This window comes from Microbacterium sp. NPDC019599 (assembly GCF_040632175.1).
GTDB lineage: Bacteria > Actinomycetota > Actinomycetes > Actinomycetales > Microbacteriaceae > Microbacterium.
Window position 1 is genome coordinate 437777 of the sequence record NZ_JBEYBL010000002.1, and the last position, 25996, is coordinate 463772.

Genomic DNA, 25996 nt, shown 5'->3' on the forward strand with positions numbered 1-25996 from the left:
GGTTTCTCCGATCGTTTTCAGTTCGAGGCGTTCAGTCGTGCAGTGCGGGCGCTGGGCGGAGCGTCGAGCGAGAGCGTCTGCCCGCGGAAGAAGGCCGGACGCTTGATCGCCTGCCAGATCATGATCACGACGCCGAGCAGGACGACTCCGATGCCGAGGATGAACACGAGGCCCAGGCCGCCGATGTTAGATCCGCTGCCGTAGGCGGGGTCCATCGAGTCCACGAGCGTCTGGACGAACAGGACGGCCAGGATGACGCCGCCCACGAGCGGGAACAGGAGCTTGAAGAAGAAGTCCCGCACGGAGTCGAACCACTGCTTGCGGAAGTACCACACGCACGCGAACGCCGTGAGGCCGTAGTAGAAGCAGATCATCATGCCGAGCGAGAGGATCGTGTCCCACAGGACGTTCTCGCTCACGAACCGCATGACGGCGTAGAAGCCCGCCGCGACGACGGCCGAGACGATCGTCGCGTACCCCGGCGTGAAGAACCGCGGGCTCACCGACGCGAACTTCGGCGGCAGCGCGCCGTAGTGGCCCATCGACAGGAGCGTGCGCGCGGGCGACACGAACGTCGACTGCAGCGACGACGCCGAGCTCGTCAGCACGGCGAGCGACACGAGGAACGCGAGCGGGCCGAGCACCTGGCCGGAGAGGGCGAAGAAGACGTTGCTCTGGATGTCCTCGTTGCCCAGGCCGTACTCCCCTGTGCCGACGCCCGCGAACATGATGAGCGCGACCGAGAGCAGCAGGTAGAGCGAGACGATGATGAGCACCGTCAGGGTCGCCGCGCGGCCCGGCGTCTTGTCGGGGTCCTTGGTCTCCTCGTTCATGGTGAGCGTGACGTCCCAGCCCCAGAAGATGAAGATCGACAGCGAGAGCCCCGCGACGAGCGCGCTGAACGACTCGACCGCGAACGGGTTGAACCATTGCCAGCTGAACGCCGTCGCGTCGAAGGCGTTGCCGCCCAGCGTCTGGACGATCGCGGCACCCGCGAAGACGACGAGCACGAGCACCTGGAAGCCGACGAGGAAGTACTGCAGCTTCTGCGTCGTCTGCATGTCGCGGTACGACACGTACGTCGCGCCGAGCACGAAGAGCAGACACACCGCGACATTGATGAACGGATTGAAGGCGAGCTCGGCGATCTGCTCCTGACCCGTGATCTGCGCGATCAGGAGGAAGAGGAACTCGACCGCGATGCCGGCGAGGTTCGACAGGACCAGGATCGTCGCGGCGATGAGCCCCCAGCCGGCCATCCAGCCGATCCAGGGCCCGAAGGCCCGCGCGGCCCATGTGAAGGACGTGCCGGCATCGGGCATCGAGCGGTTGAGCTCGCGGTAGCCGAAGGCGACGAGCAGCATCGGGATGAAGCCGACGAGGATGACCGCGGGCACCTGGAGGCCCACGGCCGAGACCGTGGGTCCGAGGGCGGCTGTCAGGGTGTACGCGGGCGCGATGCAGGAGATGCCGATGACGATCGCGCCGATGAGGCCGACCGTTCCGGCGCTCAGGCCCTTCTTGGAGATGCCGCCGGCGTCTTCGCCGGAGGTCGGCGCAAGCGGCGTTGCCGCGCCTTCGGGAGCAGTCATCGCTGCTCTCCTTCCTGGGTCTTGGCGGTCTTCGGGACGACCACCATGGGAACGGGGAGCTCGTGGAGGATCTTCGCCGCCGTCGAGCCGAGGAAGAGCCGACGCGGCTGCGCGAGGCGGCTCGATCCGACGATCGCGAGCTCGCCCGGCTCCCAGCTGAGCTGCGAGACCGCGTCCTCGATGCTGTCGCCGCGGGCCACGACGACGTCGGCCTCGACGCCGTCGGGCAGCTCGGCGAGGGCCTTCGAGAGCACATCCTCGGCATGGGCCGCGCCCGCGATGCGGATGACGCCCGTGTCGACGCTCGCGGGGAGGTCGACCGAGACGAGCGAGAGCAGACGCAGCTCGGCGCCGGTCGCGGCGGCGAGCGCCGTGCTCGCGTGGAGGAGCGCCTCGGTGCCGGGCCGGGTGCCGATCGCCGCGGTGATGCGCGAGATGCCGGCGCTCGGATCGATGCGGCGCGACCCCTCGGGGGCCAGCACGACAGGCACCTCGGCGGAGTGGAGCAGCTCGCTCGCGACCGTGCCGAGACGGTGGCGGCCGCGCAGGCCGCCGTTGGCCGCGCCCACGACGAGGTGCGACGCGCCGACCTCGGCGACCGCGTCGCCCAGGCCCTCGGCGAACGAGTCGCCGTAGCGGATCAGGGTGCGCACCGGCACGATGTCACCGGCCTGCGCGGCGGCCCGCGCGAGCCACTCGGCGGCCTGCTGCTCGAGGTAGTGGTCGTAGCTCGCGTCGGGCGGAGTGATGACGCTGCGCGTGTCGGCGGGCAGCACGACGACGATGCACAGCTCGGATCCGGATGCCGCGGCCAGCCGCGCCCCGAGGGCGACGGCGTCCTCGCCCGCCTCGGTGGCGGTGTAGCCGACGACGATGGGGGCGCTCATGCGCGGGCCTCCTCGAGGATGTTCGCGGCGACGAAGCGGCCCATGCGGATGGCGCCGTCGACGTGCTGGTAGCCGGCGCCGGCCATGTCGCTGCAGGCGAAGTGGATGGGGCCGACAGGCGTGCGCAGGTCGGCGCCATAGCGGTGGAGACCGCCGAGGTCGAAGCTCGCGGCGTAGGCGCCGCGCGTCCACTCCTCGCTGCCCCAGTCGCTCTCGTAGTAGACGACGGGGTTCTTGGCCTCCGGACCGTAGTAGTGCGAGAGCGACTCGAGGATCCGCTCCTTGCGCTCCTCAGCCGACAGGGTGAAGACGTCGTCGGCGTTGCGGTCGGACACGAAGCCGACGAGCGTGCCGCGCTCGTCGCCGTGGTTGGTGTTGTCGTAGGCCTCGTGCGACAGCTCGTAGGGGCTGAACGCGGTGCCCGACAGCCCCTGCTCGCGCCAGAACGGGCGGCCGTAGACGGCGTGGACCTTGATGACGAAGCCCATCGACAGATGTTGATGCAGCTGATGCTGTCGGCGCGGCAGTGCGGGGACGAACTGGATGCGGCTGTAGAGGACCGGCGCGTGCGCGAGGATCGCGTACCGGGCGCGGACCGTCTGGGTGTCCGTGGTCGCTGTGACCCCCGTATCCGACCATTCCAGGGTGCGGACGGGCGACCCGAGGAAGACGTCGTCGCCGAGGCGCTCGGCGAGCAGGAGCGGAACCTGCTGCAGGCCGCCGACGACGCGCTTGTCGAGGATGAAGTCGGCGTCGACGAGGTGCGAGTAGCTGCCGGCCGAGGCTGCCATGAGCAGCGACTGCAGGAGCGAGAAGGCGTGGACGGGCTTGGTGAGCATCGCGGAGCCGGTCGGGAACGCGAGGTTGCGGACCGCTTCGTCGTCATCGGTCTTGGTGCGCAGCCACGCCTCCCACGAGATCGAGTCCCACTCGGCCGCCTTGGGATGCGCCCACGGGCGGTCGGGGTCGATCTCGGCGACCATCGCGTCGAGCTCTTCCGTGACCTCCGCGATGATGCGCTCCGTCTCGGGAGCGACCGGGAAGACGTCGCCGGTGAAGCGCGTCAGCGTGCCGTCGGGGCCGACGTAGACCGAGTCGCCCTCACGGTAGCGGTCGAAGGTCTCCAGCCCCAGCTCGTCGATCGTCTCGATGAGGGCGTCCTGATCCGGTGAGACCCACTGACCGCCGATCTCGAGCATCGCGCCGTCGATGACGTCGGTCCACAGGCGCCCTCCCACGCGATCACGCGCCTCGAGGACCGCGACCGACAGGCCCGCCTTCTTCAGCTCGTTCGCGGCCGTGAGGCCCGCGGCACCCGCGCCGATGATGACGACGTCCCGCGTCAGCTCCGACATTTCTGCTCCTTTGCTCGAGATGGGGATTGCTCTCACGGACGACGGGCCCGGTATCCCCCCACCGGGCCCGTCGACTGCGAGGTCAGGCTGCGGCCAGCGCGGCCGCGACGACGTCGATGCCCTCGTGGAGCAGTGCGTCCGGAATCGTGAGCGGCGGCAGGAAACGGATCACGTTCCCGTACGTGCCGCACGTCAGGACGATGACGCCCTGCGCGATGCAGGCCTTCGCGACGGCGCCGGTCAGCGCCGCGTCGGGCTCGCCCGTCTCCGGGTCGACGAACTCGGCGGCGATCATGGCGCCGTGGCCGCGCACGTCTCCGATCCGCGGGTCGGCGGACTGGATCTCGGTCAGGCGCGACGTGAGGATGGCGCCGATCTCGTTCGCGCGCTCGACGAGGCCCTCGGTCTCGTACGCGTCGATCGCGGCGAGGGCCGCGGCGCACGCGATCGGGTTGCCGCCGTAGGTGCCGCCGAGACCGCCGGCGTGGGCGGCATCCATGATCTCGGCGCGACCCGTGACGGCGGCGAGCGGAAGACCCGCGGCGATGCCCTTCGCGGTCGTGATGAGGTCGGGGACGATGCCGAAGCGCTCGGACGCGAACATGGCGCCCGTGCGGGCGAAGCCGGTCTGGATCTCGTCGGCGATGAAGACGACGCCGTTGGCGCGGCACCAGTCGACGACAGCATTGAGGAAGCCGTCGGCCGGGACGATGAAGCCGCCTTCGCCCTGGATGGGCTCGATGATGACGGCGGCGAGGTTGTCGGCGCCGACCTGCTTCTCGATGATCGAGATGGCCTTCTTCGCCGCCTCGGGTCCGGTCAGGCCGTCGCGGTACGGGTACGACAGGGGCGCGCGGTAGATCTCCGACGCGAACGGGCCGAAGCCGCTCTTGTACGGCATCGACTTGGCAGTGAGGGCCATCGTGAGGTTCGTGCGGCCGTGGTAGCCGTGGTCGAAGGCGACGACCGCCTGCTTCTTCGTGAACTTGCGGGCGATCTTCACCGCGTTCTCGACGGCCTCGGCGCCCGAGTTGAACAGGGCGCTCTTCTTGACGTGGTCACCCGGGGTCACCCGGTTGAGCGCCTCGGCGACCGCGACATACGACTCGTACGGCGAGACCATGAAGCACGTGTGCGTGAACTGCGCGGCCTGGGCCCGGACCGCTTCGACGACGCGAGGGTGGGCGTTGCCGAGCGATGTGACGGCGATGCCCGAGCCGAGGTCGATGAGCGAGTTGCCGTCGGCGTCGACGACGACTCCCCCGCCGGCGGCGACGGCCTCGATGGGCGCCGTGTGTCCGACACCGGCTGCGACCGCGGCCGCCTTGCGCTCGAGGAGCTGCTGCGATCGAGGTCCCGGAATGGACGTGACGAGACGACGCTCCTGAGGCAGCGACGGGCCGCCCAGCGGCGTTGCGGTGACGGTATCGATGGCGGTCATGCTGAGGAGCGTATGGATCGGGATGCGGCGCTCGCACTCTCCGCGGTGTACATTCTGATCCGCCGCCTGTACGCCCGGTACAGCCGTCGCCCTCGGGAGGTCCCATGGATGCCGCATCCGAGGCTCCGACGCTGCGCGCCCTCCTGCGCCGGCGCGAGCTGCACCTCCGCCTGGAGGGGGACGAAGCCGAGCTCGAGGCGGGCGCGCTCGACCAGCCCGTGCGCTGGGTGCACAGCACGGATCTCGCCGACCCCACGCCCTTCCTCTCGGAAGGGCTCGCTCTGCTGACGACGGGCACGCAGTTCCTCGACGTCGAGGACGAATCCGCGGAGATCGCGGCGTACGTCCACCGCCTCGTCGCGCGCGGAGTCGTGGGACTCGGGTTCGGCACGGAAGTCGTGCGGGACGGCATCCCGCCTGCGCTGGCCGAAGCGTGCCGGAACGAGCGGATGCCGCTCTTCGAGGTGCCGTACCGCACGCCGTTCATCGCCGTCGCTCGCGCCAACGCCGAGACGATCGCGGCGCAGGCGTACGCGCGGCGCAGCTGGGCGCTCGCGGCCCAGCGCGCGATCGCCCTCGCGGCGCTGCGCCCGGACGGCCTCGGGGCGACCCTCGCCGAGCTGTCGCGCCAGCTGGACACCTGGGTCGGGCTCTTCGACGCAGCGGGCGTCCTCAGCCGCGAGCATCCGGCGGGAGCCCTCGAGGAGCCCATGCTCGAAGAGCTCGCGGACGAGGTCGGCGCCGTGCTCCGTCGCGGCGCGCGGGCGGGATCGTCGCTGCGCATCGGCGACTCCCCCTTCACGATGCAGACCCTCGGCCGCGGCGGTCACCTCCGCGGGGTCATCGCGATCGCCGCCGGTGAGCTGGACCAGGAGGGGCGCGGCGTCGTGACCTCCGTCGTCGCGATGGCCGGCCTCGCGCTCGAGCAGCAGCAGAGCCTCGCGCGCGCGCACTCCGTCCTGCGGGCCGGGCTCGTTCACTCGCTGCTGGCCGGCGATCCGGTCCTCGCCCGCCGCATCTCGAGGGACCTGTGGGGCGGCTTTCCCTCCGCGCCGGTCCTCGTGGGGGTGACGGATGCCGCGACCGCACGTTCAGACGCCGTCGCGGAGTGGCTCGCCCTGCGCGCCTCCGAGACGCGGGGCGCGGTGTTCCATGGGCGCGCGGAGGATTCGATGGTCGTCGTGAGCCGCGACGAGGAGATCTTCACGGAGCTGGTGGAGCGCTTCCAGTCCCGTATCGGGCTCTCCGAGCCGGTGCCCTACGCGGAGTTCGGCGACGCGCACGCGCAGGCGGTCACGGCTCTGCGCCGGGGTGCTGCGCCGATCACGCGCTTCCGCGAGATCGCGGCATCCGGTGTCCTTTCAGCGCTCGACTCGGAGGCGGCGCGCTCGCTCGCCGCGGCGCGACTGGCGCCCCTGCGCGAGCACGACGAGCGCGAGGGCACGGCGCTCGTCGAGACGGTGCGGATGTGGCTCGAGCAGGATGCCCGCATCGACGCCGCGGCCACGGCCCTGGGCGTGCACCGGCACACGGTGCGGGCCCGCATCGGGCTCGCCCAGCGGCTGCTGGGCACCGACCTCGCCTCGTTCGCCGCCCGCGCGGACCTCTGGGCGGCGCTCCAGGTGTCGCGGGGCGGCTGACGGCTCCGGCGGCGCGCAGCGCTCGCCAGGCACGAACTCCTCAAGATCGCGGCCGTGCAGCCCCGCGTCGCGGCGTGTCGGGGTCGGGTGCGACCGGTCTTGCGGAGTTCGTGCCCGGCTCGGCCGCGACCGGCCCGCCCGTCAGCGGGGCGCGTGCGCCTCGAGGAACTCGTACACGTCGGTCGTGTCGACGCCCGGGAACGCCCCCGTGGGGAGCGTCGCGAGCAGGGTCCGGGGCGTGCGGACGTTGGGCCACGAGTGATCGCGCCACGCCGACTCGAGGTCGGCCGGCGCGCGGCGGCAGCACACCTCGACGGAGTGCTTGGACACGCCGCGGTTCGGGGTGTCGCGCCCCAGGAACCACTTCGTGTCGTCGAACCGCACCCCGACGCTCACCGAGTGAGAGCCTTCGCTGGACGACTCGACGCGGGCCGTGCACCAGTACGTGCCGTTGCCGGTGTCGGTGTACTGGTAGTACGGGTTGAACTTGTCGTCGACGTCGAAGACGACCCGGCTCGTCCACCTGCGGCAGCACAGCTGGCCCTCGATCGACCCGAGGCGGTCGGTCGGGAAGTTCACATCGTCGTTCTCGTACGCCTTCGTGATGGTGCCCGACTCGTGCACCTTGAGGAAGTGCACCGGGATGCCCAGATGCACCGTCGCGAGATTGGTGAAGCGGTGCGCCGCCGTCTCGTACGACACGGAGTACGCGTCGCGGAGGTCCTCGATCGAGATCGCCCTGTCCTTCTTCGCGTCCTGCAGGAACGGCACCGCGTGCGCCTCGGGGATCAGCAGGGCCCCTGTCAGGTAGTTGGTCTCGACGCGCTGTCGCAGGAACTCGGGGTAGCTCGTGGGCTCGCGGTGCCCGAGGATGCGGCTCGACAGCGCCTGCAGCACCGCGGTGCGCGGGTCGCCCTTCGCCGTCAGCCGGCTCGACAGATAGAGCCGCCCGTTCTTGATGTCGGCGACCGACCGCGTCGTCTGCGGCAGATCCGGGACGTAGTGCAGCGTGAACCCCAGATGAGCGGCGATGTCGGATGCTGTCCGCTGCGTCAGCGGACCACTGGGGTGGTCGACGGCATCCAGGATCGCCCGAGCCTGCTCCTCGAGCTCGGCGAAGTAGTTGCTCTGGGTCCGCATGAGGCGTCGGAGGGCGACGTTGGCGCGCCGCGCCTCTTCGGGCGTCGCGGCGCGCTCGTCGCGCAGCCGGTCGATCTCACCGTGCAGTGCGAGCATCGCCTTGAGGACGTCATCCGGGATCGATTTCCCGACGCGGAAGGGCTCGATCCCCAGCGCCTGGAAGTTCTGCCCCTTCATCGCCCGCTCGATCGCGATCTCGAGCGTCGCCCGCTCGTCCAGCGGCTCCGACTCCAGCAGTGCGTCGACGCTCACGCCGAGGACGCGTGCGATCGTGCGCAGAAGCGTCAGCTTGGGCTCGCGCCGGCCGTTCTCGATCATCGACAGCTGGCTCGGCGCGCGTTCGACGGCCGCGGCGAGCTCGTCCAGCGTCATGCCGCGCGCGGTGCGCAGCTGGCGGATGCGGCGGCCGATCGTCAGTGAATCCACCTCTTCATCGTCGGCGGCATCCGTCATCGCATCGTGGGTCGCAGACAGCGTCATTGCCGGAGTCTCTCACAGAAGCAGAACTTCGGCGAAACTTCACACCCGAATCGGCGGGGTTGACCGCGAACTTCACTCGAAAGTGGTCTCACGACCTCCTGACGATCCACGCAGAACGCGGATCACGGGATGCCTCGACCCGGCGCACACGCCGGGTCGCGGCATCCCCCACTCACATACCTCTCCCTCCGGTCGTTGAGCGAGCGAGGAACGAGCGAGACGAAACGCGCTCGATCCGCCGCAGGCGTTTCGTCTCGCAAGCTCGCTCAACGACCGGGGGCTCACAGGAAGACAGGGACATGACACCTGCAACCGCCACTCCGATGCGCACGCGCACGGGCCCCATCCCCACCCAGACCCACGAGCCGTCGATCGAGGTCGCGGGGCGGCCCGGCGCCCGCTATGACGAGATCCTGACACCGGAGGCTCTCGCGTTCCTCGCGGAGCTGCACGACCGCTTCGGCGCCCGCCGCCATGACCGCCTCGCCGACCGCATGCGCCGCCGCTTCGAGATCGGAAACGGCCACGACCCGCAGTTCCGCGACGACACCCGCCACATCCGCGAGGACGCGTCGTGGCGCGTCGCGGGCGCGGGCCCGGGCCTGGAGGACCGCCGCGTCGAGATCACGGGCCCGACCGACCCGAAGATGACGATCAACGCGCTGAACTCGGGTGCGAAGGTGTGGCTGGCCGACCAGGAGGACGCGACGAGCCCGACGTGGCGCAACGTCGTCGAGGGCCAGCTGAGCCTGCGCGACGCGATCCGCGGGGAGCTGCAGTTCACGAGCCCCGAAGGCAAGCGGTACGAGATCACCGCCACCGAGACGCCGACGATCGTGATGCGGCCCCGCGGGTGGCACCTGCCCGAGCAGCACATCCGCTTCACCGACCGCGCCGGCCGGGCGATGGCGGCGTCGGGCTCGTTCGTGGACTTCGGCCTGTACTTCTTCCACAACGCGCAAGCCCTGATCGCGAACGGCCGCGGACCGTACTTCTACCTCGCCAAGCTCGAGTCGAGCGAAGAGGCGAAGCTGTGGGACGACGTCTTCACCTTCAGCGAGCGGTATCTCGGCATCCCGCACGGCACCATCCGCGCGACGGTGCTCATCGAGACGCTGCCGGCGGCGTTCGAGATGGAGGAGATCCTGTTCGAGCTGCGGGACCACATCGCCGGCCTGAACGCGGGCCGCTGGGACTACATCTTCTCGATCATCAAGAACTACCGCGGCCGCGGGGCGCGCTTCGTGCTGCCCGACCGCAGCGAGGTCACGATGACCGTGCCGTTCATGCGCGCCTACACCGAGCTGCTCGTCAAGACGTGCCACAAGCGCGGCGCGTTCGCGATCGGCGGGATGAGCGCCTTCATCCCCAACCGCCGCGATCCGGAGGTCACCGAGCGCGCGTTCGAGAAGGTCGCCGCGGACAAGAAGCGCGAGGCCGGCGACGGCTTCGACGGCACGTGGGTCGCGCATCCCGACCTCATCCCGGTGGCCCGCGCGGAGTTCGACGCGGTGCTCGGCGACCGGCCGAACCAGGTCGATCGTCAGCGCGACGACGTCGAGGTGAGGGCCGCCGACCTCATCGACGTCCACATCGGCCGCCCCATCACCGTCGCCGGAGTGCACGCCAACGTGTCGGTCGCCATCCGCTACCTCGAGGCGTGGCTGCGGGGCCTGGGCGCCGTCGCGATCGACAACCTCATGGAGGACGCCGCGACCGCCGAGATCTCCCGCTCGCAGGTGTGGCAGTGGATCCACCAGGACCAGACCACCGACGACGGCACTCCGATCACCCGCGAGTACGTCGAGGGCCTCATCGCGCAGGTGCTGGGCGAGGTCGAACGTCGCGACGGCGACCGCTTCGACGACGCCGCGGAGATCTTCCGCGAGGTCGCCCTCGGCCAGGAGTTCCCGGCATTCCTCACCCTGCCGGCGTACACGAAGCACCTGGTCGACGCCGACTGATCACCCCGAGACGACGAAGAAGGAATTGACATGACCGCATACCAGGACGACATCGAAGCCATCCGGGCGCTCAAGGAGCAGCAGGGCTCCGGCTGGGCTGCCATCGACCCCGAGTCCGCCGCGCGCATGCGGGCGCAGAACCGGTTCCGCACGGGACTTCAGATCGCCCAGTACACGGCCGACATCATGCGCCGCGACATGGACGAGTACGACGCCGACTCGTCGGTGTACACGCAGTCGCTCGGCGTCTGGCACGGCTTCATCGGGCAGCAGAAGCTGATCTCGATCAAGAAGCACCTGAAGACCACGAACAAGCGCTACCTCTACCTGTCGGGGTGGATGGTCGCCGCGCTCCGTTCCGAGTTCGGACCCCTGCCCGACCAGTCGATGCACGAGAAGACGTCGGTGCCCGCCCTCATCGAGGAGCTCTACACGTTCCTGCGCCAGGCCGACGCGCGCGAGCTCGACCTGCTCTTCACGCAACTGGACGAGGCCCGCGCCGCGGGCGACGAGACCGCGGTCGAGTTCATCCAGTCGCAGATCGACACCCACGAGACCCACGTCGTGCCGATCATCGCCGACATCGACGCGGGCTTCGGCAACCCCGAGGCGACCTATCTCCTGGCCAAGAAGATGATCGAGGCGGGCGCGTGCGCCATCCAGATCGAGAACCAGGTGTCGGACGAGAAGCAGTGCGGCCACCAGGACGGCAAGGTCACGGTTCCGCACGAGGACTTCATCGCGAAGCTCAACGCGGTCCGCTACGCGTTCCTCGAGCTCGGCATCGAGAACGGCATCATCGTGGCCCGCACCGACTCGCTCGGCGCCGGGCTCACGCAGAAGCTCGCCGTCAGCCACCAGCGCGGCGACCTCGGCGATCAGTACAACTCCTTCCTCGACGTCGAGGAGGTCGAAGGCGACGAACTCGGAAATGGTGACGTCGTGATCAAGCGCGACGGCAGGATGCTGCGCCCCAAGCGTCTCGCGAGCAACCTGTATCAGTTCCGTCCGGGGACGGGTGAGCAGCGCGTCGTGCTGGACTGCATCACGTCGCTGCGCAACGGCGCGGATCTGCTGTGGATCGAGACCGAGAAGCCCCACGTGGAGCAGATCGCCGGCATGGTCGACGCGATCCGCGAGGTCATCCCGAACGCCAAGCTCGTCTACAACAACAGCCCGTCGTTCAACTGGACCCTCAACTTCCGCCAGCAGGCCTACGACCTGCTCGCCGAGCGGGGCGAGGATGTCTCGGCGTACGACCGCGGCGACCTCATGAGCGTCGAGTACGACGACACCGAGCTGGCCCGGCTGGCCGACGAGAAGATCCGCACATTCCAGCGCGACGGGTCCGCTCGCGCCGGGATCTTCCACCACCTCATCACGCTTCCGACGTACCACACGGCTGCCCTGTCGACCGATGACCTCGCGAAGGGCTACTTCGGCGATGAGGGCATGCTCGCTTACGTCAAGGGCGTCCAGCGCCGCGAGATCCGCGGGGGCATCGCCACGGTCAAGCACCAGAACATGGCCGGAAGCGACATCGGCGACAACCACAAGGAGTATTTCGCCGGCGACGCCGCCCTCAAGGCCGGGGGCCAGCACAACACGATGAACCAGTTCGGCTGAGCATCGATCGCGAAGAGACAGGATGCCGCGTCCCGACACGGGACGCGGCATCCGGTTCTTCTGCAGGCGTGCAGGCTGAGGTCGCCCAGGCGCGCGGGACGGTGCGGCTCGGGTCTGCGCTCGGGCGTGCGGCCGGCCCCCGCGCGCGGCGCGGCCCGGATGTGCGCCGGCGCGACGCTCAGGCGTGCGGGACGGGGCTGCGTGAACCGCTCGCGGCTTGAGCCGCCGCCGCGTTCTCGCGCGCGAGTCGCTGCGCGCGGATGCCGCTGGCGAGCACCCAGCCGAGGAGCCAGACGACCGTGAGGACGGTCAGCGCGAACGACGTGCGCAGCGCCAGATCCTGATCGGCCATCACGAGCAGCGGCACGAGCGACAGGATGCCGCCGACGACCGTGCCGACGGCACCGGTCAGCGAGAGGCTGCACCCGCCCCAGAGCCACCACACGAGTCCGCCGGCCGCGACGAGCACGACCGACGAGATGATCGCGCCCCACATCATGCCGTCCACGAGCACAGGGTACCGCTCCCACGTGTGCCGCCGCGATGCCCGCGCGTGCCGCGCCCGTCCAGGCGGCCCGTCCACGCGTCTGCGCGCCGGGCGGCCCCGCAGGTACGCTCGAAGGCGTGACCGAACGCGCTCCTCTGTCCCGCAAGCTGTCCGCCATCGCCGAGTCCGCGACCCTCAAGGTCGACGCGAAGGCCAAGGCGCTCCAGGCCGCCGGCCGCCCCGTCATCAGCTATGCGGCGGGAGAGCCCGATTTCGCCACCCCGCAGTTCATCGTGGACGCCGCCATCGAGGCGCTGCACGACCCCGCCAACTACCGCTACACGCCGGCCGTCGGCCTCCCCGTCCTGCGCGAGGCGATCGCCGCCAAGACGCTCCGCGACTCGGGCCTCGAGGTGGCGCCGTCTCAGGTCGTCGTGACCAACGGCGGCAAGCAGGCCGTGTACCAGGCCTTCCAGGCCGTCGTGAACCCGGGCGACGAGGTGCTCCTGCCCGCCCCGTACTGGACGACCTATCCCGAGGCGATCGCGCTCGCCGACGGCATCCCTGTCGAGGTGTTCGCCGGCGCCGACCAGGACTACAAGGTCACCGTCGAGCAGCTCGAGGCCGCGCGCACCGACCGGACGACGGCGCTCGTCTTCGTGTCTCCGTCGAACCCGACCGGCTCGGTCTACTCGCCCGAAGAGACCAAGGCCATCGGAGAGTGGGCGGTCGAGCACGGCATCTGGATCATCTCCGACGAGATCTACCAGAACCTCGTCTACGAGGGCACCCGCGCCGTCTCGATCGTCGAGGCGGTCCCGGATGCCGCAGCCCAGACGATCCTCGTCAACGGCGTCGCCAAGACCTACGCGATGACCGGCTGGCGCCTCGGCTGGATGGTCGGCCCCGCGGACGCCATCAAGGTCGCCGCGAACCTGCAGTCGCACTTGAGCTCGAACGTCAACAACATCGCCCAGCGCGCGGCGCTCGCGGCTCTGACCGGCCCGCAGACCGAGGCGGAGGAGTTCCGCCTCGCCTTCGACCGCCGCCGCAAGCTCATCGTGTCGGAGCTCGCGAAGATCGAGGGCGTCACCGTGCCGAACCCGCTCGGCGCGTTCTACGCGTACCCCGACGTCACGGGCCTGCTCGGCCGCGAGTGGCGCGGCAAGCGCATCGAGACGTCTCTCGAGCTCGCCGACCTCATCCTCGACGAGGCCGAGGTCGCGGTCGTGCCGGGCGAGGCCTTCGGCCCGTCGGGCTATCTCCGCCTCTCGTACGCCCTGGGCGACGAGGCACTCCTGGAGGGCGTCCGCCGGATGCAGGAGCTCTTCGCCTCCTGACCCCGTTCCGCGAGAACGCGCCTCTGTCCTCATCACCCGTCGTGTTGAGGACAGAGGCGCGTTCTCGCGTGAGGGCGCCAGGGCTCGGCCGAGGGCGGTCGCGTCCGCAACTCCTGCTGGTGTGTGCGGAATGCCGCTCAGACGACCTCTTGAGGCCACTCCCGACGCATTCAGCAGGAGTTGCGCACGCCGCGCGCGCGGCATGGGTTCGTGCGAACGACTAGAGCTCGACGCCGATCAGGACAGGCTCGGGCTGCAGGATCAGGCCGAACTCGGACTGCACGCGACCCTGGATGAACCGCGCGAGCTCGGCGAGCTCGTCGGCGGTCGCTCCCCCGCGGTTGGTGAGGGCGAGGGCGTGTTTGGACGACAGGGCCGCCCGGGAGCGCGGCAGCTTGAACCCCTTGCGCAGTCCGGAGTGCTCGATGAGCCAAGCGGCGCTGACCTTGACGTCCGGCTGCTGCGTCGCGTGCGGCGGCACGTACCCGTCGAAGGACGCGAGCGGGATGACGAGCACGGGGTCGAGATCGGGGGCGACGGGCCACCGGGGGCACTCGTCGGGGAGCGTGCGGGCGAAGGATGCTGTCACGACGGCGTTCTGGAAGAACGACCCGGCGCTGAACGTGTCGGTGTCGGTGTCGTCGAGGACCATGCCCTTGCGGCGGCGCGTCTCGAGGACGTGCTCGCGGATCCAGGCGACCGTCACGGCGTCGCCCTCGGCGAGCCCGAGCGCGGACCGCAGCTGCGCGCCGGCGATCGGACGCTCCGCGTGCCCCACTTCACCGAGCTCGAGCGTCACCGACACGATGACGGCGGACCGCAGCGGCACCGAGCCGTAGTGGTGCTTGAGGACTGAGGTCCGAAAGCCCAGGCCGAGCTCGGACGCGGGGACGGTCACGATCTCAGACGCGCCCTCGTCGAGCAGCTCGACCTCGACGAGGGTCTGGACGATCTCCTGACCGTACGCGCCGATGTTCTGCACGGGGGCGGCGCCCACCGTCCCGGGGATCCCGGACATGGCCTCGATTCCGGCCAGCCCCTGGTCGACGGCGTAGGCGACCAGCGCATCCCAGTCGTGCCCCGCCTGCACCTTGAGGCGCGCGAAGCCGGGCCGGGGTGACGGCATCCGTTCGATCCCCTGCGTGCGGATGCGCACGACGGTCCCGTCGAAGGGCTCGTCGCCCGCGAAGAGGTTCGACCCGCCGCCGAGGACGAGCCACGGGTCGCCGTCGGCCCACACCTCGGAGAGGGCGTCGACGAGCTCGCCGGACGTGTGCGCCTCGATCATGCGCTCGGGAAGGCCGCCGGTGCGCAGTGTCGTGAGCTGCGCGAGCGGAACAGGCTCGACTTCAGGCATGGGCTACGCGCGACGGACGCGAACCTGCGCCTTGCCGAGCACCGTCACCTCGGCGAACGTCACCGTGAGGTCGATGCGGGCCGCCTCGTCGTCGACGGCGCCGACCTTCGCGACGATCGTCAGCGCGGCGCCGTCCTCGGGATCCACGACGACGGGCCGCGTGAAGCGGACGCCGTAGTCGAGGATGCGGCCGGAGTCGCCGAGCCACGGCACGATCGCCTGGACCGCCAGACCCATCGTCAGCATGCCGTGGGCGAGGACACCCGGCAGCCCGACGGAGGCGGCGATGTCGTCGCGGTAGTGGATCGGATTGAAGTCGCCCGAGGCGCCCGCGTAGCGGACGAGGGACTCCCGCGTGAGGTGCACGGTGCGCTCGGCGACGACATCGCCCACGGCGATCCCCCAGCTCGTCGAAGGGTCGCTCACTTCTCGCCCTCCCCCACGAGGAGGACGGATGTCGCGGTCACGACGTGCGCGCCCTCGGCATCCGTGATGACCGCGTCGCTCGTGACCATGGCGTTGCCGCCGAGGGTCCGGATACCGGTCACGGCGAGCTTCGCCGTCAGCTCGTCACCCGCGACGATGGGCCGCGTGTAGGCGAACCGCTGCTCCGCGTGCAGCACGTTCTGGAGCAGAATGCCGGAGTCCGGCTCGCCGAGCAGCTGCTGGAGCGTGAGGTCCTGCACGACCATCGCGAAGGTCGGCGGCGCGACGACGTCGGCGTAGCCGAGCGCCTGCGCGGCGGCCGGGTCGGTGTGCTGGGGGTCGGCGGCGAAGACGGCTCTCGCGAATTCGCGCACCTTCTCACGGCCGACGAGGTACGGCGGCGTCGGCGGGAAGTCCCGCCCGACGAGCTCGGGGTTCACTGGCACCGTGCCATCCTACCGAGCCGCTCCGATCGCCCCGGCCGGAGGAATGCCCTCACTTCTTGCGGTCGCGGATCGCCCTCCAGGCCATCTGCCCTGCGATGAACGTCAGGAAGATCGCGAAGAGGACGTTCGCCACGAAGGGGTCCACGATCGTCGCGATCCAGGCGCCGAGCGCCGTCGTCGTGCACGCCGCGAGGCCGATGACACCCGCCGCTACGAGGTCCACGTTGCGTCGACGGATGTTGCCGATGGTGCCCGAGATCGCCGTCGGGATCATCATGAGCAGCGACGTGCCCTTCGCGACGAGGTCGCTCGTCCCGAACACCAGCATGAGCGCGGGCACGACGATGATGCCGCCCCCGACGCCGATGAGGCCGGCGATCGTGCCGGTCACGACGCCGAGGACGAGCAGTCCGACGATCGTCGGCGGATTGAGCGGGAACTCGGCGTCGCGCGACGGGATGACGACGAAGAGCATGACGATCACGAACGCGAGGAACGCGACGAAGCCCCACCGCAGGGCGGTGACCGACACGCGCGGGAGGAGCCACGTGCCGATCTGGGCGCCGATGACGGCACCCACCGCGAGGATGAGCGCGGGGATCCACGCGACCGATCCGTGGATCGCGTAGGAGATGACGCCGACGGTCGCGGTCGGCACGATCGCGGCGAGCGACGTCCCCGCCGCGAGCCGCTGATCGAACTTCAGCGCGAGCACGAGCAGCGGCACGATGATCGTTCCGCCGCCCACGCCGAACAGCCCCGAAAGGAGTCCTGCGATGAGTCCGATGCCGACGCAGACGAGGAAGAAGACCGGCGTGCGCGCGGCTCTCGCGGCCGGCTCGGCCGTCATTCCTCGGCCCCGGCGTCGTCGATCACCCAGGCTCCGCCGGAGTCGATGAGGTAGTACTCCCAACGATCCTCGTTGGTGACCGGCTCATCCAGTGGCTGCCCGTCGTCGTCGACGGTGCTCAGGAACGTCTCGGTCGTGGCGACGGTGATGACGTCGCCGTTCGTCGAGGTGCCCGTGATCTCGACGACGTAATCCGACGTCGAATCCGCGAAGTACTGGGCGGCGTCCACGAAGGTCGCGCAGTCCGGCAGCTCCAGCTCGGTGCGGAACTCCTCTGTCGTGACGCCCAGGAACAGGTCGCAGTCGACCTGCTGCCACGCCTGGTCGTACAGCTGGACCGTCTCGATCGCGGCGGCCTCTTCGGGCGTCGGCGCCCCCGTGCCGCCGCTCTCGCTTCCGCCCGCGGTCGCGAAGAGGCCGGCGAGGAGCATCGGGATGACGATGATGGCCGTCACGACGGCGCCGAGTGCGAGCACCCCCACCACGAGCCACACGATCCAGAGGTTCGATCGCTTCTTCGGAGGGACCGGCGGATAGACGGGCCCGCCCGCCGCAGCCGGCGCCCCGAGGGCCGGACCCTGGGTGGCGGCATCCGCCGCCGCATAGGCGGCCGCAGTCGCCGCGGGCTGCTGCACGTGCTCGGTCCACCGCTGCCCGTCCCACCAGCGCCGGGCGCCGTGACCGTCGTCGTACCACCCGGGCGGAGTCGTGCTCATGACGGCAACGATACCGGCGGGTCGAGGGGCCGCCGGCGCCGCAGGACCGCCTCACCCAGGTCCGGACGACCCCGACCGGCGACCCCTTCACATCTGCTACATCTGCGCGTAGCGCGCGCGGGCGAAGCAGTACACGCCGTAGATCCCGAGCCCCACGCCGATGATCCAGAGGATGACGCGACCGAAGGGCAGTTCCGCGAGCGCGTGCAGCGCGGCATCCAGTCCACCGGCGGTCTCGGGGTCGTGCGTGATCGCCGCGACGATGAAGAGGATGCCGGCGATCGCTACCGCGATGCCCTTCGCGATGTAGCCGACGACGCCGAAGGTGACGATGCCCTTTCTCGGCAGGCCGGCGGGCAGCGCGAGGTGCTTCTCGAAGCCTCGGGTGAGCCCTCGCACGACGAACGCGGCGCCGATCGCGGCGACGAGCACCCCGACGAGGGCGACGAGGAAGATCCCTCCCGGCGCCGCCATGAGCCGGGCGCTGAACGTCTGCGTCGACTCCGACGAGTCGGACTGGCCGCCGAGGGCGTAGACGAGCGCTGTCCCGGCGATCGCGAGGTAGATGAGGGCCGTGCCGACGTACTTGACGCGGTATCCCCACTTCTTCTTGCTGTCGGGGTTGCGCTCGAGGATGGCCTCGGTGACCTGCCAGACGGCGAGCGCGAGCAGTCCGATGACGATGAACCAGAGGAGGAAGACTCCGGCGGGCGCCTTGCGGATCTGCTCCATGGCGCCGCCTTGGTCGGCCTCGCCACCGCCGCCCACTGCGACGGAGACGGCGATGCCGGCGATGACGAGGTGGACGATGCCGAGGACGACATAGCCGACGCGTGCGGCGATCTCGAAGCCTCGCGAATCTTGAGCCGCTCGGGCGGCGGCTTTCGGTGCTGACATATCGGAAGAGTAGCCACGCGCATCCCGTCGGGAGAAAGGCTTGACGAGCGGCCATTCTTGCGTCATGCGTACTCGCTGGAGGCTCTCACGGCACGACGATCGCGCACGGATTCCACGGCCACCCACACCAGGCACGCGACCGCGATTCCTTCCAGCAGCCCCGCGACGACGTCGCTCAGCCAGTGCGCATGGAGGTATGTGCGGCTCCACATCATCCAGACGACCCAGGCCGAGCCGAACACCCAGATGTACCAGCGCCGCAGGATGAGGGCGAGCGTCAGGACGACGGTCGTCGCGACTGCCGTATGCCCCGACGGGAATGATGTCGCGACTCTCTCGGCGAGCGAGTCTTCCGGGCGGGCGCGCGCGATGATCGCCGCCATCGGCGCCCCGATCGCGACCACGAGGGCGATCGCCGCAGCCATGTTGACGGCATCCCATCGGCGCCTGCGCCAGAGGAACAGCAGGACGAGCGCGATGCCGATCACGATCATGCCGATCGTGCCGCCCAGCACGGCTGGGATCCAGGCGAGGAAGATGCCGGGATCCGATTCGGTGGCGAGCGTGAACCAGTGCCACCAGACGTCGAGGGGAAGCGGCTCGTGACCGCCGAGCGCGACGACGAGTCGAAGCACGGCGAAGGCGACCGTCGCCACGACGCCGACGCTGAGGACGACATAGCGGCGGGCGTCGACCTCTCGGATGACGTCAGGGGTCGGCTCGCGCGCTTCTGCCTCGCTCGTCGCGCCGTCGTGACGAGGGGGTGGCGCCTGATCGTGCATGGTGGTTCACAGAATCCGGTCGTGTGCGCGAGGGCCTGAAACGGGAGACGGCCCCGCGCAGGGCGCGGGGCCGTCTCATCGCAGAGGTCAGTCGAAGGCGTCCTTCACCTTCTCACCGGCCTGCTTCAGGTTCGCCTTGGCCTGGTCGGCCTGGCCTTCGGCCTGCAGCCGCTCGTTGTCCGTAGCGTCTCCGACGGCTTCCTTGGCCTTGCCGGTCGCTTCCTCAGCGGCGTTCTTCACCTTGTCGTCGAATCCCATGTCGCCTCCTTGGTTCTTACTTTGCGTCCGCCGATCAGGACACTAGACGCGTCCCGGCTCGCCGGTCCCGGGGTGGCGCGGAGCGCGCGGATGCGCTAATGCCCGTCGCTTCGCAACCAGATCCTCAGCGCGTGACGTGGCGGCGACGCGTCACCGCGACGTAGATGCCGAGGACGATGATGGCGCCGATGATCGACCCGATGATGCCCGAGGGCTGCAGGAAGCCGTCCGCGGGGTCGGAGCCGAAGATCAGGAAGCCGAGGAAGCCTCCGACGAACGAGCCGACGATCCCCAGGACGATCGTCATCAGGATGCCGATGCTCTGCTTGCCGGGGATCACCGCCCGCGCGATGAGGCCGGCGATCAGGCCGATGACGATGAGTCCGATGATGGTCCAGAGCATTGTGTGTTCCTTCCTTCGGGTGCCCTCGACGACGAACCTCGCGGCCCGGCCGTCGGGATGGATCACGCTAGCGGGGGCGTGGAGCCGGCTGCCGAGGCCTGGACGAGCCCGGCGGCGCGGCGTACAATCCGCCCGGCATCAGACGGGCGGGCCGAGTTGTCACTTCCCTCCCCCGTGCGGGATACTCGCGTTGTCCGGCGGATCCGAGCCGCCGGTGCTCGAAAAAAGGGCACGCAGCCGTCCCCCAACCGGACGCGCGAGACACATACGGCCTCACCACCGTCACGTCTCCCCGGGAGCTGCCCATGCCCACCGTCTCCGCGCACGTCGCCATCACCCTCGCCCGCCACGTCGACCACGTCTTCGGCGTCATGGGCAACGGGAACGCGTGGTTCCTCGACGCGCTCGAGCGCCAGACCGGCGCGACCTATACCGCGGCCCGCCATGAGGCGGGCGCCGTCGTGGCCGCCGACGCCTATCACCGCGCGTCCGGCCGCCTCGCAGCCGCGACCGCGACGTACGGCGCGGGCTTCACGAACACCCTGACGGCGCTCGCCGAGGCGCGGCAGGCGCACATCCCGCTCGTGCTCGTGGTCGGCGACGAGCCCACCTCCGGCCCGCGGCCCTGGGGTGTGGACCAGATCGCGCTGGCGTCGGCCGTGGGCGCGCGCACCTACACGGTCGGCAGGACGGATGCCGCGGCGACGACCGTCATCGCGATCGAGCACGCGCTGACCTACCGCGTGCCGACCGTCCTGGCCATCCCGTACGACGTCGCGACGCGCGAGGCCGGGCCCGTCCCCGAGGCGCCCACTCCTGTCCTGCCCGCCCCGCTCGCACCCGGCAGCCGGTTCGCGACCGCCGCGATCGCCGACCTCGCGCGGGCCCTCGCGGGCGCCCAGCGCCCCTTCCTGCTCGCGGGGCGCGGCGCGTGGGTCGCCGGCGCCGGCGAGGCGCTCGGCGACCTCGCCGATGCCACGGGCGCCGTGACGGCCTCGACGGCACTGGGGCGGGGCGTCTTCCCGCGCACCGAGTTCGACCTCGGCGTCACGGGCGGCTTCGGCGCGGAGGGCGCCATGGCGCTCGTCCGAGACGCGGACGTCGCGGTCGTGTTCGGCGCATCGCTCAACCAGTTCACGATGCGCTTCGGAGATCTCTTCTCCCCCGGTGCGCGCATCGTGCAGGTCGACACGGCGCCCGCGGCGACGCACCCCCACGTCGGCGGATTCATCCGCGGCGACGCCGCGGTCGTCGCCCGGGCTCTGACCGAAGAGCTCCGGGCGATCGGCGCCGACCCGTCGGGCTGGCGCGAGACGATCGACACGGCGTCGCTGGGACGGCGCGAGGCGGGCGACGAGCTCGCCCCCGACGGACGCCTGGACCCTCGCTCCGTCGCCACCCGCATCGGGGAGCTGCTCGAGGCGCACGAGTCGACGAGGGACCGCGTCGTGGTCTCGGACGGCGGCCACTTCATCGGCTGGGCCAACATGCACTGGCCCGTCGCATCCCCGGACCGCATGATCATGGTCGGCACGGCGTACCAGTCGATCGGGCTGGGATTCCCGTCGGTGCCCGGCGCGGCACTCGCCAAGCCCTCCTCGACGGTCGTGCTGACGACGGGCGACGGCGGCGGCCTCATGGCGCTCGCCGACCTCGAGTCGGCCGTGCGCGTCGCGGCCGGGCGGGGCCTGGCGGTGGTCTGGAACGACGGCGCCTACGGCGCGGAGGTCAACCTCTACGGGCTGAAGGGCGTCGCGCAGGACCCCATGCTCATCCCGGAGGTCGACTTCGCCGGTCTCGCGCGCGCGGTCGGTGCGGAGGGCGTCGTCGTGCGCTCGCTCGCCGACCTGGATCGCCTCGCGTCGTGGGCGGCGGAGGATGCGGCATCCCGATCCTTCCTCCTGCTGGACTGCCGCATCTCGCCGTCGGTCATCGCGCCGTACCAGCGCGAGATCATCCGCGTCAACGCGTGACGTCGCGGGGTCGTCGCGTCGCTAGCCTTGGTCCGTGCGATTCGGAACCTTCATTCCCCAGGGCTGGCGATTCGATCTCGTGGGCATCGACCCCACGGAGCACTGGGCGGTGATGAACGGGCTGGCGCAGCGAGCGGATGCCGGCCCCTGGGAGTCCCTCTGGGTGTACGACCACTTCCACACGACGCCGGTGCACAGCGATGAGGCGACGCACGAGGCCTGGACGCTCATGGCCGCGTTCGCGGCGTCGACGAGCCGCGTCCGGCTCGGCCAGATGTGCACGTGCATGGGCTACCGCAATCCCGCGTACCTCGCGAAGGTCGCGGCGACGGTCGACATCGTCTCGGGCGGGCGCGCCGAGATGGGAATCGGCGGCGGCTGGTACGAGCACGAGTGGAGGGCGTACGGCTACGGGTTCCCCGAGATCCCGCAGCGGCTCGGGATGCTGCGCGAGGGCGTGGACATCATGCACCAGGCCTGGACGACGGGGCGCGCGACGCTCGACGGGAAGCACTACCAGGTGCACGACGCGATCGTGCAGCCCCTCCCGCTGCAGGAGGACGGCATCCCGCTGTGGGTCGCGGGCGGCGGCGAGAAGGTGACGCTCAAGATCGCGGCGAAGTACGCCTCGTACACGAACTTCGCGGGGTCGCTCGAGGAGTTCGGCCACAAGAGCGATGTGCTGCGGGGGCACTGCGACGCGATCGGACGCGACTTCGCGTCGATCACCCGCACCTCGAACTTCAACACGATCGTCGCCTCCACCGAGGCGGAGGCGAAGGACCGGCTCGCTGCGGTCAAGGAGCGGCTGCTTCCGCACGTCGGGCAGAAGCGCGCCGACCACATCGAGCAGGACTACCTCGGCTCGCCCGCCTTCGGGTCGGTCGAGCAGGTCGTGCAGCGCCTCGCGGAGCGCGAGCGGCGCGGCCTCTCGTACGCGATCCACTACTTCCCCGAGGCGGCCTACGACCGGTCGGGCATCGAGCTGTTCGAGAGCGAGGTCATCCCGGCGCTGTCGTCGCGGTAGCGCATCTCGATCCACGCGCATGTATCAGAAGAGCCCTACCGCTCTCTGCTCAGCGTGGACACAATGGGCCCTATGGCGCACGCGGGCAGCGAGTCATCCGTCGACGCTGTCGAGCCCGCCCGCTGGGAGCGCGCGGGAGCGCTCTTCCTGCGGTGGCGTGAGGGCGACAGCCGCGCGATGGACGAGCTCGTGCGCCTCATGACCCCGCCGCTCTGGCACGTCGTGCGGGCGTACGGGCTGGAGGCCGCGCTCGCGCAGGACGTCGTGCAGACGACGTGGCTCACGCTCGTGCGACGTCATCAGTCGATCATCGATCCGCAGGCCGTCTCGGGCTGGCTCATGATGTGCGCGCGCCGCGAAGCCTGGCGCGTCGGCAAGGCGCATCGGCTCGCGAACCCGACCGACGTCGAGGCGCTCGAACCGCACCTGCCCGCCCACGAGTCCGCAGAGCAGACCGCGGCCACCGACGATGAGCGCCACCGTCTGTGGGCGGCGGTGGGCAAGCTCGACGATCGGTGCCGTCACCTCCTGCGGATCGTGGCATTCGAGGAGAGGCCCGACTACGCACGCATCGCCGAGGATCTCGCGATGCCCGTCGGATCCATCGGACCGACGCGTCAGCGGTGCCTCGCGAAGCTCCGCGCCGAACTCGAGGGCGCGGGATGGGGAGATCATGATGGACGCTGACGACTTCGGCGCCGATGCGGCGCTCTTCGCGCGATTGCGCGATATGTGGAACGAGGCCGACCCAGTGCCGGAGGACCTCGCGGATCGGATGGTCGCCGCGGTCGCCGTCGAGGACCTCTCGCGGGAGTACGCCCTCCTGACCCTCGTCGAGGGCTCGACACCGGCCGCGGTGCGCGGCGAGACCGACACCGCGACGCTTCAGTTCAGCGACGGGACGACGAGCGTGCTGCTGCACGTCACCGCCGCCGAGGACGGGTCGCGGCGGGTCGACGGGTGGGTGGATGCCACGCCGCTGGCGATCCGGCTGGTCCAGGACGACGGGGATCGGACAGCGGAGGCGGGCGAGCACGGCCGATTCGCGTTCGAGTCCGTCCCACCGGGCGTCTCGCGGCTGCGGATCGTCGTGCGCGGCTCGGACGGCGATCTGCACGACTTCCTGACCCCACGGTTCGAGGTGTGAAGAAGAGGGCCTTCGGGTCCGCGCGATGAGATCCCGCCGGTCTTCGGGGGCCGACGGGAGGAGGGAACGGTGAGATGGCGGAGGAACGGACGTGGCGTGAAAGGGAGGCGGCCGCGGCGACGAGAGGAGTCCTGCTCGATCCTCCGCAGGAGGACGCCTCGGGCGCTCGCGCCTACCCGACCCTGTACGTGCCGGGCCATCTGCTGATCACCGGCGACCCCGGGCCTGCGCTCGAGGTGCTGGCCCGCGCGGCATCCGAACTGGGCTGGAGGGTGGAGCCCGTGCGGCTGCGCGCCGACCGAGATGTCGAGAAGCGCGGCCCCCGCAGCAGCGCGCTCACGCGCGCTGTGATCGTCCAGGATCCCGATGCCTCGCGCGACGAGCCGATCGACGCGTGGCGGCTCCTCCAGCGGGCGAGGCGGCTCACCGCTCCGCCGCGCGAGTCGACGCAGCTGAGGCGCGCCGCCGACGTGAGGCTCGGCCGGCGTCTGCATCTGGCCGCGGCGCTGCGCGTGCCGGCCGGCGACCCGCTCCGCTCGGTCGGGCTGGAACACGTCCTCACGATCGACGGGATCGGCCTCAATCCGTTCGCGAGGACCAACCCGTTCGCGAGGACGAACCCGTTCGCGAGGACCAATCCGTTCGCCCGGACGAACCCCGCCGCGGACCTCGACAGCTACTCCTTCGCGGGCACGGGCGGGCTCGAGGTCGTCACGTACGCGGGACCCGCCCCCGTGGCGCGACACGGGGTCCAGCCGGGCGGACGCCGCCCCGTCGTCGCCGTCATCGACACGGGATGCGGCGATCACCCGTGGCTCAGGGCCCGGACGGACGACTCCGACGAGGGCCCGTGGGTCACCGCCCGGCAGACGGCCCCCAACGCCGCCGGGGTCGTGGGCATCGAGGACGCCGGCACCGATCCCGAGGTCTTCCCCGACCAGACCGGACCACTCGAGGGACGCCTGGACTCCTCGTCGGGGCACGGGACGTTCGTCTGCGGCATCGTGCGGCAGACCGGGCCCGACGTCAACATCGTCGCGGCGCGCGTCTCCGACAGCGACGGGACGGTGCTCGAGGCCGAGCTCATCCTCGCGCTCGAAGAGCTCCTCGACCTCATGGACGCCGGGCAGCTCGAGATCGACGTCCTCAACCTCTCGCTCGGCTACTACCACGAGACGCCGGAGGACGGACGCTTCTCGACCGGCCTTTACGACCTCCTGGTCGACTTCCGCAGCCGCGGGGTCGTCGTCGTGTGCTCGGCCGGCAACGACGCGACGGACCGGCCGACCTTCCCCGCCGCGCTCTGGGAAGGCAGCGACCCGGCTCTGGGCCTCGGCCCCGAGCCCGCGGGGATCGCACCGCACCTGTCGGTCGGGGCGCTCAACCCCAGCGGGCAGTCGGTCGCCCTCTTCAGCAACATCGGCCCGTGGGTGCGGCTGTACGCGCCCGGGACCTCGGTGCTCAGCACGCTCCCGCCATCGTTCCAGGGCGGACTCTCCTCCCCCGCCAGCGACCCCCGGTTCGGGCTCGAGCGAACCCTGATCGACCCCGACGACTACCGGGGCGGCTTCGCGATCTGGAGCGGGACGTCCTTCTCGGCGCCGTATGTCGCGGGGACGATCGCGCAGGCCATGTCCGAGCAGCTCATGGCGGCGGACGGACGCCCGGCGCTCGGGTTCGACGACACAGTGTCGCTGCTCTCGAAGGCGGACGTGTGGGACGCGGCGAGCCGCACGGTCGGGTGAGCCGGGCTCGAGACGAG

24 protein-coding genes are annotated in these 25996 nt (G+C 70.5%); 9 read left to right on the plus strand and 15 right to left on the minus strand.

Features of this window, described 5'->3' with window-relative positions; translation table 11 throughout:
- Positions 1-17 precede the first annotated feature (17 nt).
- The 4 genes from ABZ477_RS05450 to gabT form a co-directional block, all read right to left on the minus strand.
- Positions 18-1592, minus strand: coding sequence for an APC family permease (locus ABZ477_RS05450; protein ID WP_360129044.1), 1575 nt, complete (start codon positions 1590-1592; stop codon positions 18-20).
- Entirely contained in the window at positions 1589-2479 is an 891-nt protein-coding gene (locus ABZ477_RS05455) for a universal stress protein (protein WP_360129047.1), read from the minus strand. Before ABZ477_RS05455 ends, ABZ477_RS05450 begins: the two co-directional genes overlap by 4 nt.
- Positions 2476-3834, minus strand: coding sequence for an NAD(P)/FAD-dependent oxidoreductase (locus ABZ477_RS05460; protein ID WP_360129050.1), 1359 nt, complete (start codon positions 3832-3834; stop codon positions 2476-2478). The genes ABZ477_RS05455 and ABZ477_RS05460 overlap by 4 nt, the downstream gene beginning before the upstream one ends.
- An 82-nt stretch (positions 3835-3916) precedes the next feature.
- The gene (gene gabT, locus ABZ477_RS05465; protein WP_360129053.1) at positions 3917-5275 is read right to left on the minus strand and encodes a 4-aminobutyrate--2-oxoglutarate transaminase; all 1359 of its coding nucleotides are present in this window, start codon (positions 5273-5275) and stop codon (positions 3917-3919) included.
- Between the two features lie 104 nt (positions 5276-5379).
- On the opposite strand from gabT, the gene ABZ477_RS05470 reads away from it, so the two are divergent.
- On the plus strand, positions 5380-6915 hold the full coding sequence (locus ABZ477_RS05470) for a PucR family transcriptional regulator (protein ID WP_360129056.1): 1536 nt from the start codon (positions 5380-5382) through the stop codon (positions 6913-6915).
- Positions 6916-7056: 141 nt separating this feature from the next.
- Here the strand turns inward: ABZ477_RS05470 and ABZ477_RS05475 are convergent, their stop codons facing one another.
- On the minus strand, positions 7057-8535 hold the full coding sequence (locus ABZ477_RS05475) for a helix-turn-helix domain-containing protein (protein WP_360129059.1): 1479 nt from the start codon (positions 8533-8535) through the stop codon (positions 7057-7059).
- A gap of 323 nt (positions 8536-8858) precedes the next feature.
- On the opposite strand from ABZ477_RS05475, the gene aceB reads away from it, so the two are divergent.
- Complete coding sequence (gene aceB, locus ABZ477_RS05480; RefSeq protein WP_360129826.1) at positions 8859-10499, plus strand: malate synthase A; 1641 nt, start codon at positions 8859-8861, stop codon at positions 10497-10499.
- A 30-nt stretch (positions 10500-10529) separates the two neighbouring features.
- The gene (locus tag ABZ477_RS05485; RefSeq protein ID WP_360129062.1) at positions 10530-12125 is read left to right on the plus strand and encodes an isocitrate lyase; all 1596 of its coding nucleotides are present in this window, start codon (positions 10530-10532) and stop codon (positions 12123-12125) included.
- Between the two features lie 178 nt (positions 12126-12303).
- On the opposite strand, the gene ABZ477_RS05490 is transcribed toward ABZ477_RS05485, so the two are convergent.
- Positions 12304-12633: a hypothetical protein gene (locus ABZ477_RS05490; protein WP_360129065.1), complete on the minus strand. Its 330-nt coding sequence runs from the start codon at positions 12631-12633 to the stop codon at positions 12304-12306.
- A 116-nt stretch (positions 12634-12749) separates the two neighbouring features.
- On the opposite strand from ABZ477_RS05490, the gene ABZ477_RS05495 reads away from it, so the two are divergent.
- Positions 12750-13952: a pyridoxal phosphate-dependent aminotransferase gene (locus tag ABZ477_RS05495; protein ID WP_360129068.1), complete on the plus strand. Its 1203-nt coding sequence runs from the start codon at positions 12750-12752 to the stop codon at positions 13950-13952.
- Between the two features lie 220 nt (positions 13953-14172).
- Here the strand turns inward: ABZ477_RS05495 and ABZ477_RS05500 are convergent, their stop codons facing one another.
- The 9 genes from ABZ477_RS05500 to ABZ477_RS05540 all read right to left on the minus strand — a co-directional run bounded on the left by ABZ477_RS05500 (position 14173) and on the right by ABZ477_RS05540 (position 20087).
- A complete protein-coding gene (locus ABZ477_RS05500) occupies positions 14173-15309 on the minus strand; it encodes a UDP-N-acetylmuramate dehydrogenase (protein WP_360129071.1) in 1137 nt (378 codons plus the stop codon).
- A gap of 3 nt (positions 15310-15312) precedes the next feature.
- Positions 15313-15735 (minus strand): MaoC/PaaZ C-terminal domain-containing protein, encoded by a 423-nt coding sequence (locus ABZ477_RS05505; RefSeq protein ID WP_360129074.1) that lies wholly within the window; start codon positions 15733-15735, stop codon positions 15313-15315.
- Positions 15732-16181, minus strand: coding sequence for a MaoC family dehydratase N-terminal domain-containing protein (locus tag ABZ477_RS05510; protein ID WP_360129077.1), 450 nt, complete (start codon positions 16179-16181; stop codon positions 15732-15734). The genes ABZ477_RS05505 and ABZ477_RS05510 overlap by 4 nt, the downstream gene beginning before the upstream one ends.
- A 49-nt stretch (positions 16182-16230) precedes the next feature.
- Positions 16231-17031, minus strand: coding sequence for a sulfite exporter TauE/SafE family protein (locus ABZ477_RS05515; RefSeq protein WP_360129080.1), 801 nt, complete (start codon positions 17029-17031; stop codon positions 16231-16233).
- Positions 17028-17747 (minus strand): DUF2510 domain-containing protein, encoded by a 720-nt coding sequence (locus ABZ477_RS05520; protein ID WP_360129083.1) that lies wholly within the window; start codon positions 17745-17747, stop codon positions 17028-17030. Before ABZ477_RS05520 ends, ABZ477_RS05515 begins: the two co-directional genes overlap by 4 nt.
- Positions 17748-17843: 96 nt before the next feature.
- Positions 17844-18644: a DUF1206 domain-containing protein gene (locus ABZ477_RS05525; RefSeq protein ID WP_360129086.1), complete on the minus strand. Its 801-nt coding sequence runs from the start codon at positions 18642-18644 to the stop codon at positions 17844-17846.
- Between the two features lie 62 nt (positions 18645-18706).
- On the minus strand, positions 18707-19426 hold the full coding sequence (locus ABZ477_RS05530; protein WP_360129089.1) for a phosphatase PAP2 family protein: 720 nt from the start codon (positions 19424-19426) through the stop codon (positions 18707-18709).
- Positions 19427-19513: 87 nt separating this feature from the next.
- Entirely contained in the window at positions 19514-19684 is a 171-nt protein-coding gene (locus ABZ477_RS05535) for a CsbD family protein (protein WP_360129092.1), read from the minus strand.
- A gap of 124 nt (positions 19685-19808) precedes the next feature.
- Positions 19809-20087: a GlsB/YeaQ/YmgE family stress response membrane protein gene (locus tag ABZ477_RS05540; RefSeq protein ID WP_360129095.1), complete on the minus strand. Its 279-nt coding sequence runs from the start codon at positions 20085-20087 to the stop codon at positions 19809-19811.
- A gap of 305 nt (positions 20088-20392) precedes the next feature.
- On the opposite strand from ABZ477_RS05540, the gene ABZ477_RS05545 reads away from it, so the two are divergent.
- From ABZ477_RS05545 to ABZ477_RS05565, 5 genes are all read left to right on the plus strand, one after another.
- Entirely contained in the window at positions 20393-22060 is a 1668-nt protein-coding gene (locus tag ABZ477_RS05545; RefSeq protein ID WP_360129098.1) for a thiamine pyrophosphate-binding protein, read from the plus strand.
- Positions 22061-22094: 34 nt separating this feature from the next.
- Positions 22095-23087 (plus strand): LLM class F420-dependent oxidoreductase, encoded by a 993-nt coding sequence (locus tag ABZ477_RS05550; protein WP_360129102.1) that lies wholly within the window; start codon positions 22095-22097, stop codon positions 23085-23087.
- 72 nt (positions 23088-23159) lie between these two features.
- Positions 23160-23774: a sigma-70 family RNA polymerase sigma factor gene (locus ABZ477_RS05555; RefSeq protein WP_360129105.1), complete on the plus strand. Its 615-nt coding sequence runs from the start codon at positions 23160-23162 to the stop codon at positions 23772-23774.
- Complete coding sequence (locus tag ABZ477_RS05560; RefSeq protein ID WP_360129108.1) at positions 23761-24234, plus strand: hypothetical protein; 474 nt, start codon at positions 23761-23763, stop codon at positions 24232-24234. The genes ABZ477_RS05555 and ABZ477_RS05560 overlap by 14 nt, the downstream gene beginning before the upstream one ends.
- A gap of 74 nt (positions 24235-24308) precedes the next feature.
- A complete protein-coding gene (locus ABZ477_RS05565; RefSeq protein ID WP_360129111.1) occupies positions 24309-25979 on the plus strand; it encodes a S8/S53 family peptidase in 1671 nt (556 codons plus the stop codon).
- Positions 25980-25996 lie beyond the last annotated feature (17 nt).

Excerpts from the sequence above, each read along its gene's own strand:
- ABZ477_RS05485 (WP_360129062.1), top strand. The coding sequence starts at position 10,530 with ATGACCGCATACCAGGACGACATCGAAGCCATCCGGGCGCTCAAGGAG.
- ABZ477_RS05560 (WP_360129108.1), top strand. The coding sequence starts at position 23,761 with ATGATGGACGCTGACGACTTCGGCGCCGATGCGGCGCTCTTCGCGCGA.
- ABZ477_RS05455 (WP_360129047.1), bottom strand. The coding sequence starts at position 2,479 with ATGAGCGCCCCCATCGTCGTCGGCTACACCGCCACCGAGGCGGGCGAG.
- ABZ477_RS05475 (WP_360129059.1), bottom strand. The coding sequence starts at position 8,535 with ATGACGCTGTCTGCGACCCACGATGCGATGACGGATGCCGCCGACGAT.
- ABZ477_RS05450 (WP_360129044.1), bottom strand. The coding sequence starts at position 1,592 with ATGACTGCTCCCGAAGGCGCGGCAACGCCGCTTGCGCCGACCTCCGGC.
- ABZ477_RS05525 (WP_360129086.1), bottom strand. The coding sequence starts at position 18,644 with ATGTCAGCACCGAAAGCCGCCGCCCGAGCGGCTCAAGATTCGCGAGGC.
- ABZ477_RS05470 (WP_360129056.1), top strand. The coding sequence starts at position 5,380 with ATGGATGCCGCATCCGAGGCTCCGACGCTGCGCGCCCTCCTGCGCCGG.
- ABZ477_RS05555 (WP_360129105.1), top strand. The coding sequence starts at position 23,160 with ATGGCGCACGCGGGCAGCGAGTCATCCGTCGACGCTGTCGAGCCCGCC.
- ABZ477_RS05530 (WP_360129089.1), bottom strand. The coding sequence starts at position 19,426 with ATGCACGATCAGGCGCCACCCCCTCGTCACGACGGCGCGACGAGCGAG.
- ABZ477_RS05535 (WP_360129092.1), bottom strand. The coding sequence starts at position 19,684 with ATGGGATTCGACGACAAGGTGAAGAACGCCGCTGAGGAAGCGACCGGC.
- aceB (WP_360129826.1), top strand. The coding sequence starts at position 8,859 with ATGCGCACGCGCACGGGCCCCATCCCCACCCAGACCCACGAGCCGTCG.
- ABZ477_RS05460 (WP_360129050.1), bottom strand. The coding sequence starts at position 3,834 with ATGTCGGAGCTGACGCGGGACGTCGTCATCATCGGCGCGGGTGCCGCG.
- ABZ477_RS05515 (WP_360129080.1), bottom strand. The coding sequence starts at position 17,031 with ATGACGGCCGAGCCGGCCGCGAGAGCCGCGCGCACGCCGGTCTTCTTC.
- ABZ477_RS05500 (WP_360129071.1), bottom strand. The coding sequence starts at position 15,309 with ATGCCTGAAGTCGAGCCTGTTCCGCTCGCGCAGCTCACGACACTGCGC.
- gabT (WP_360129053.1), bottom strand. The coding sequence starts at position 5,275 with ATGACCGCCATCGATACCGTCACCGCAACGCCGCTGGGCGGCCCGTCG.
- ABZ477_RS05540 (WP_360129095.1), bottom strand. The coding sequence starts at position 20,087 with ATGCTCTGGACCATCATCGGACTCATCGTCATCGGCCTGATCGCCGGC.
- ABZ477_RS05520 (WP_360129083.1), bottom strand. The coding sequence starts at position 17,747 with ATGAGCACGACTCCGCCCGGGTGGTACGACGACGGTCACGGCGCCCGG.
- ABZ477_RS05565 (WP_360129111.1), top strand. The coding sequence starts at position 24,309 with ATGGCGGAGGAACGGACGTGGCGTGAAAGGGAGGCGGCCGCGGCGACG.
- ABZ477_RS05545 (WP_360129098.1), top strand. The coding sequence starts at position 20,393 with ATGCCCACCGTCTCCGCGCACGTCGCCATCACCCTCGCCCGCCACGTC.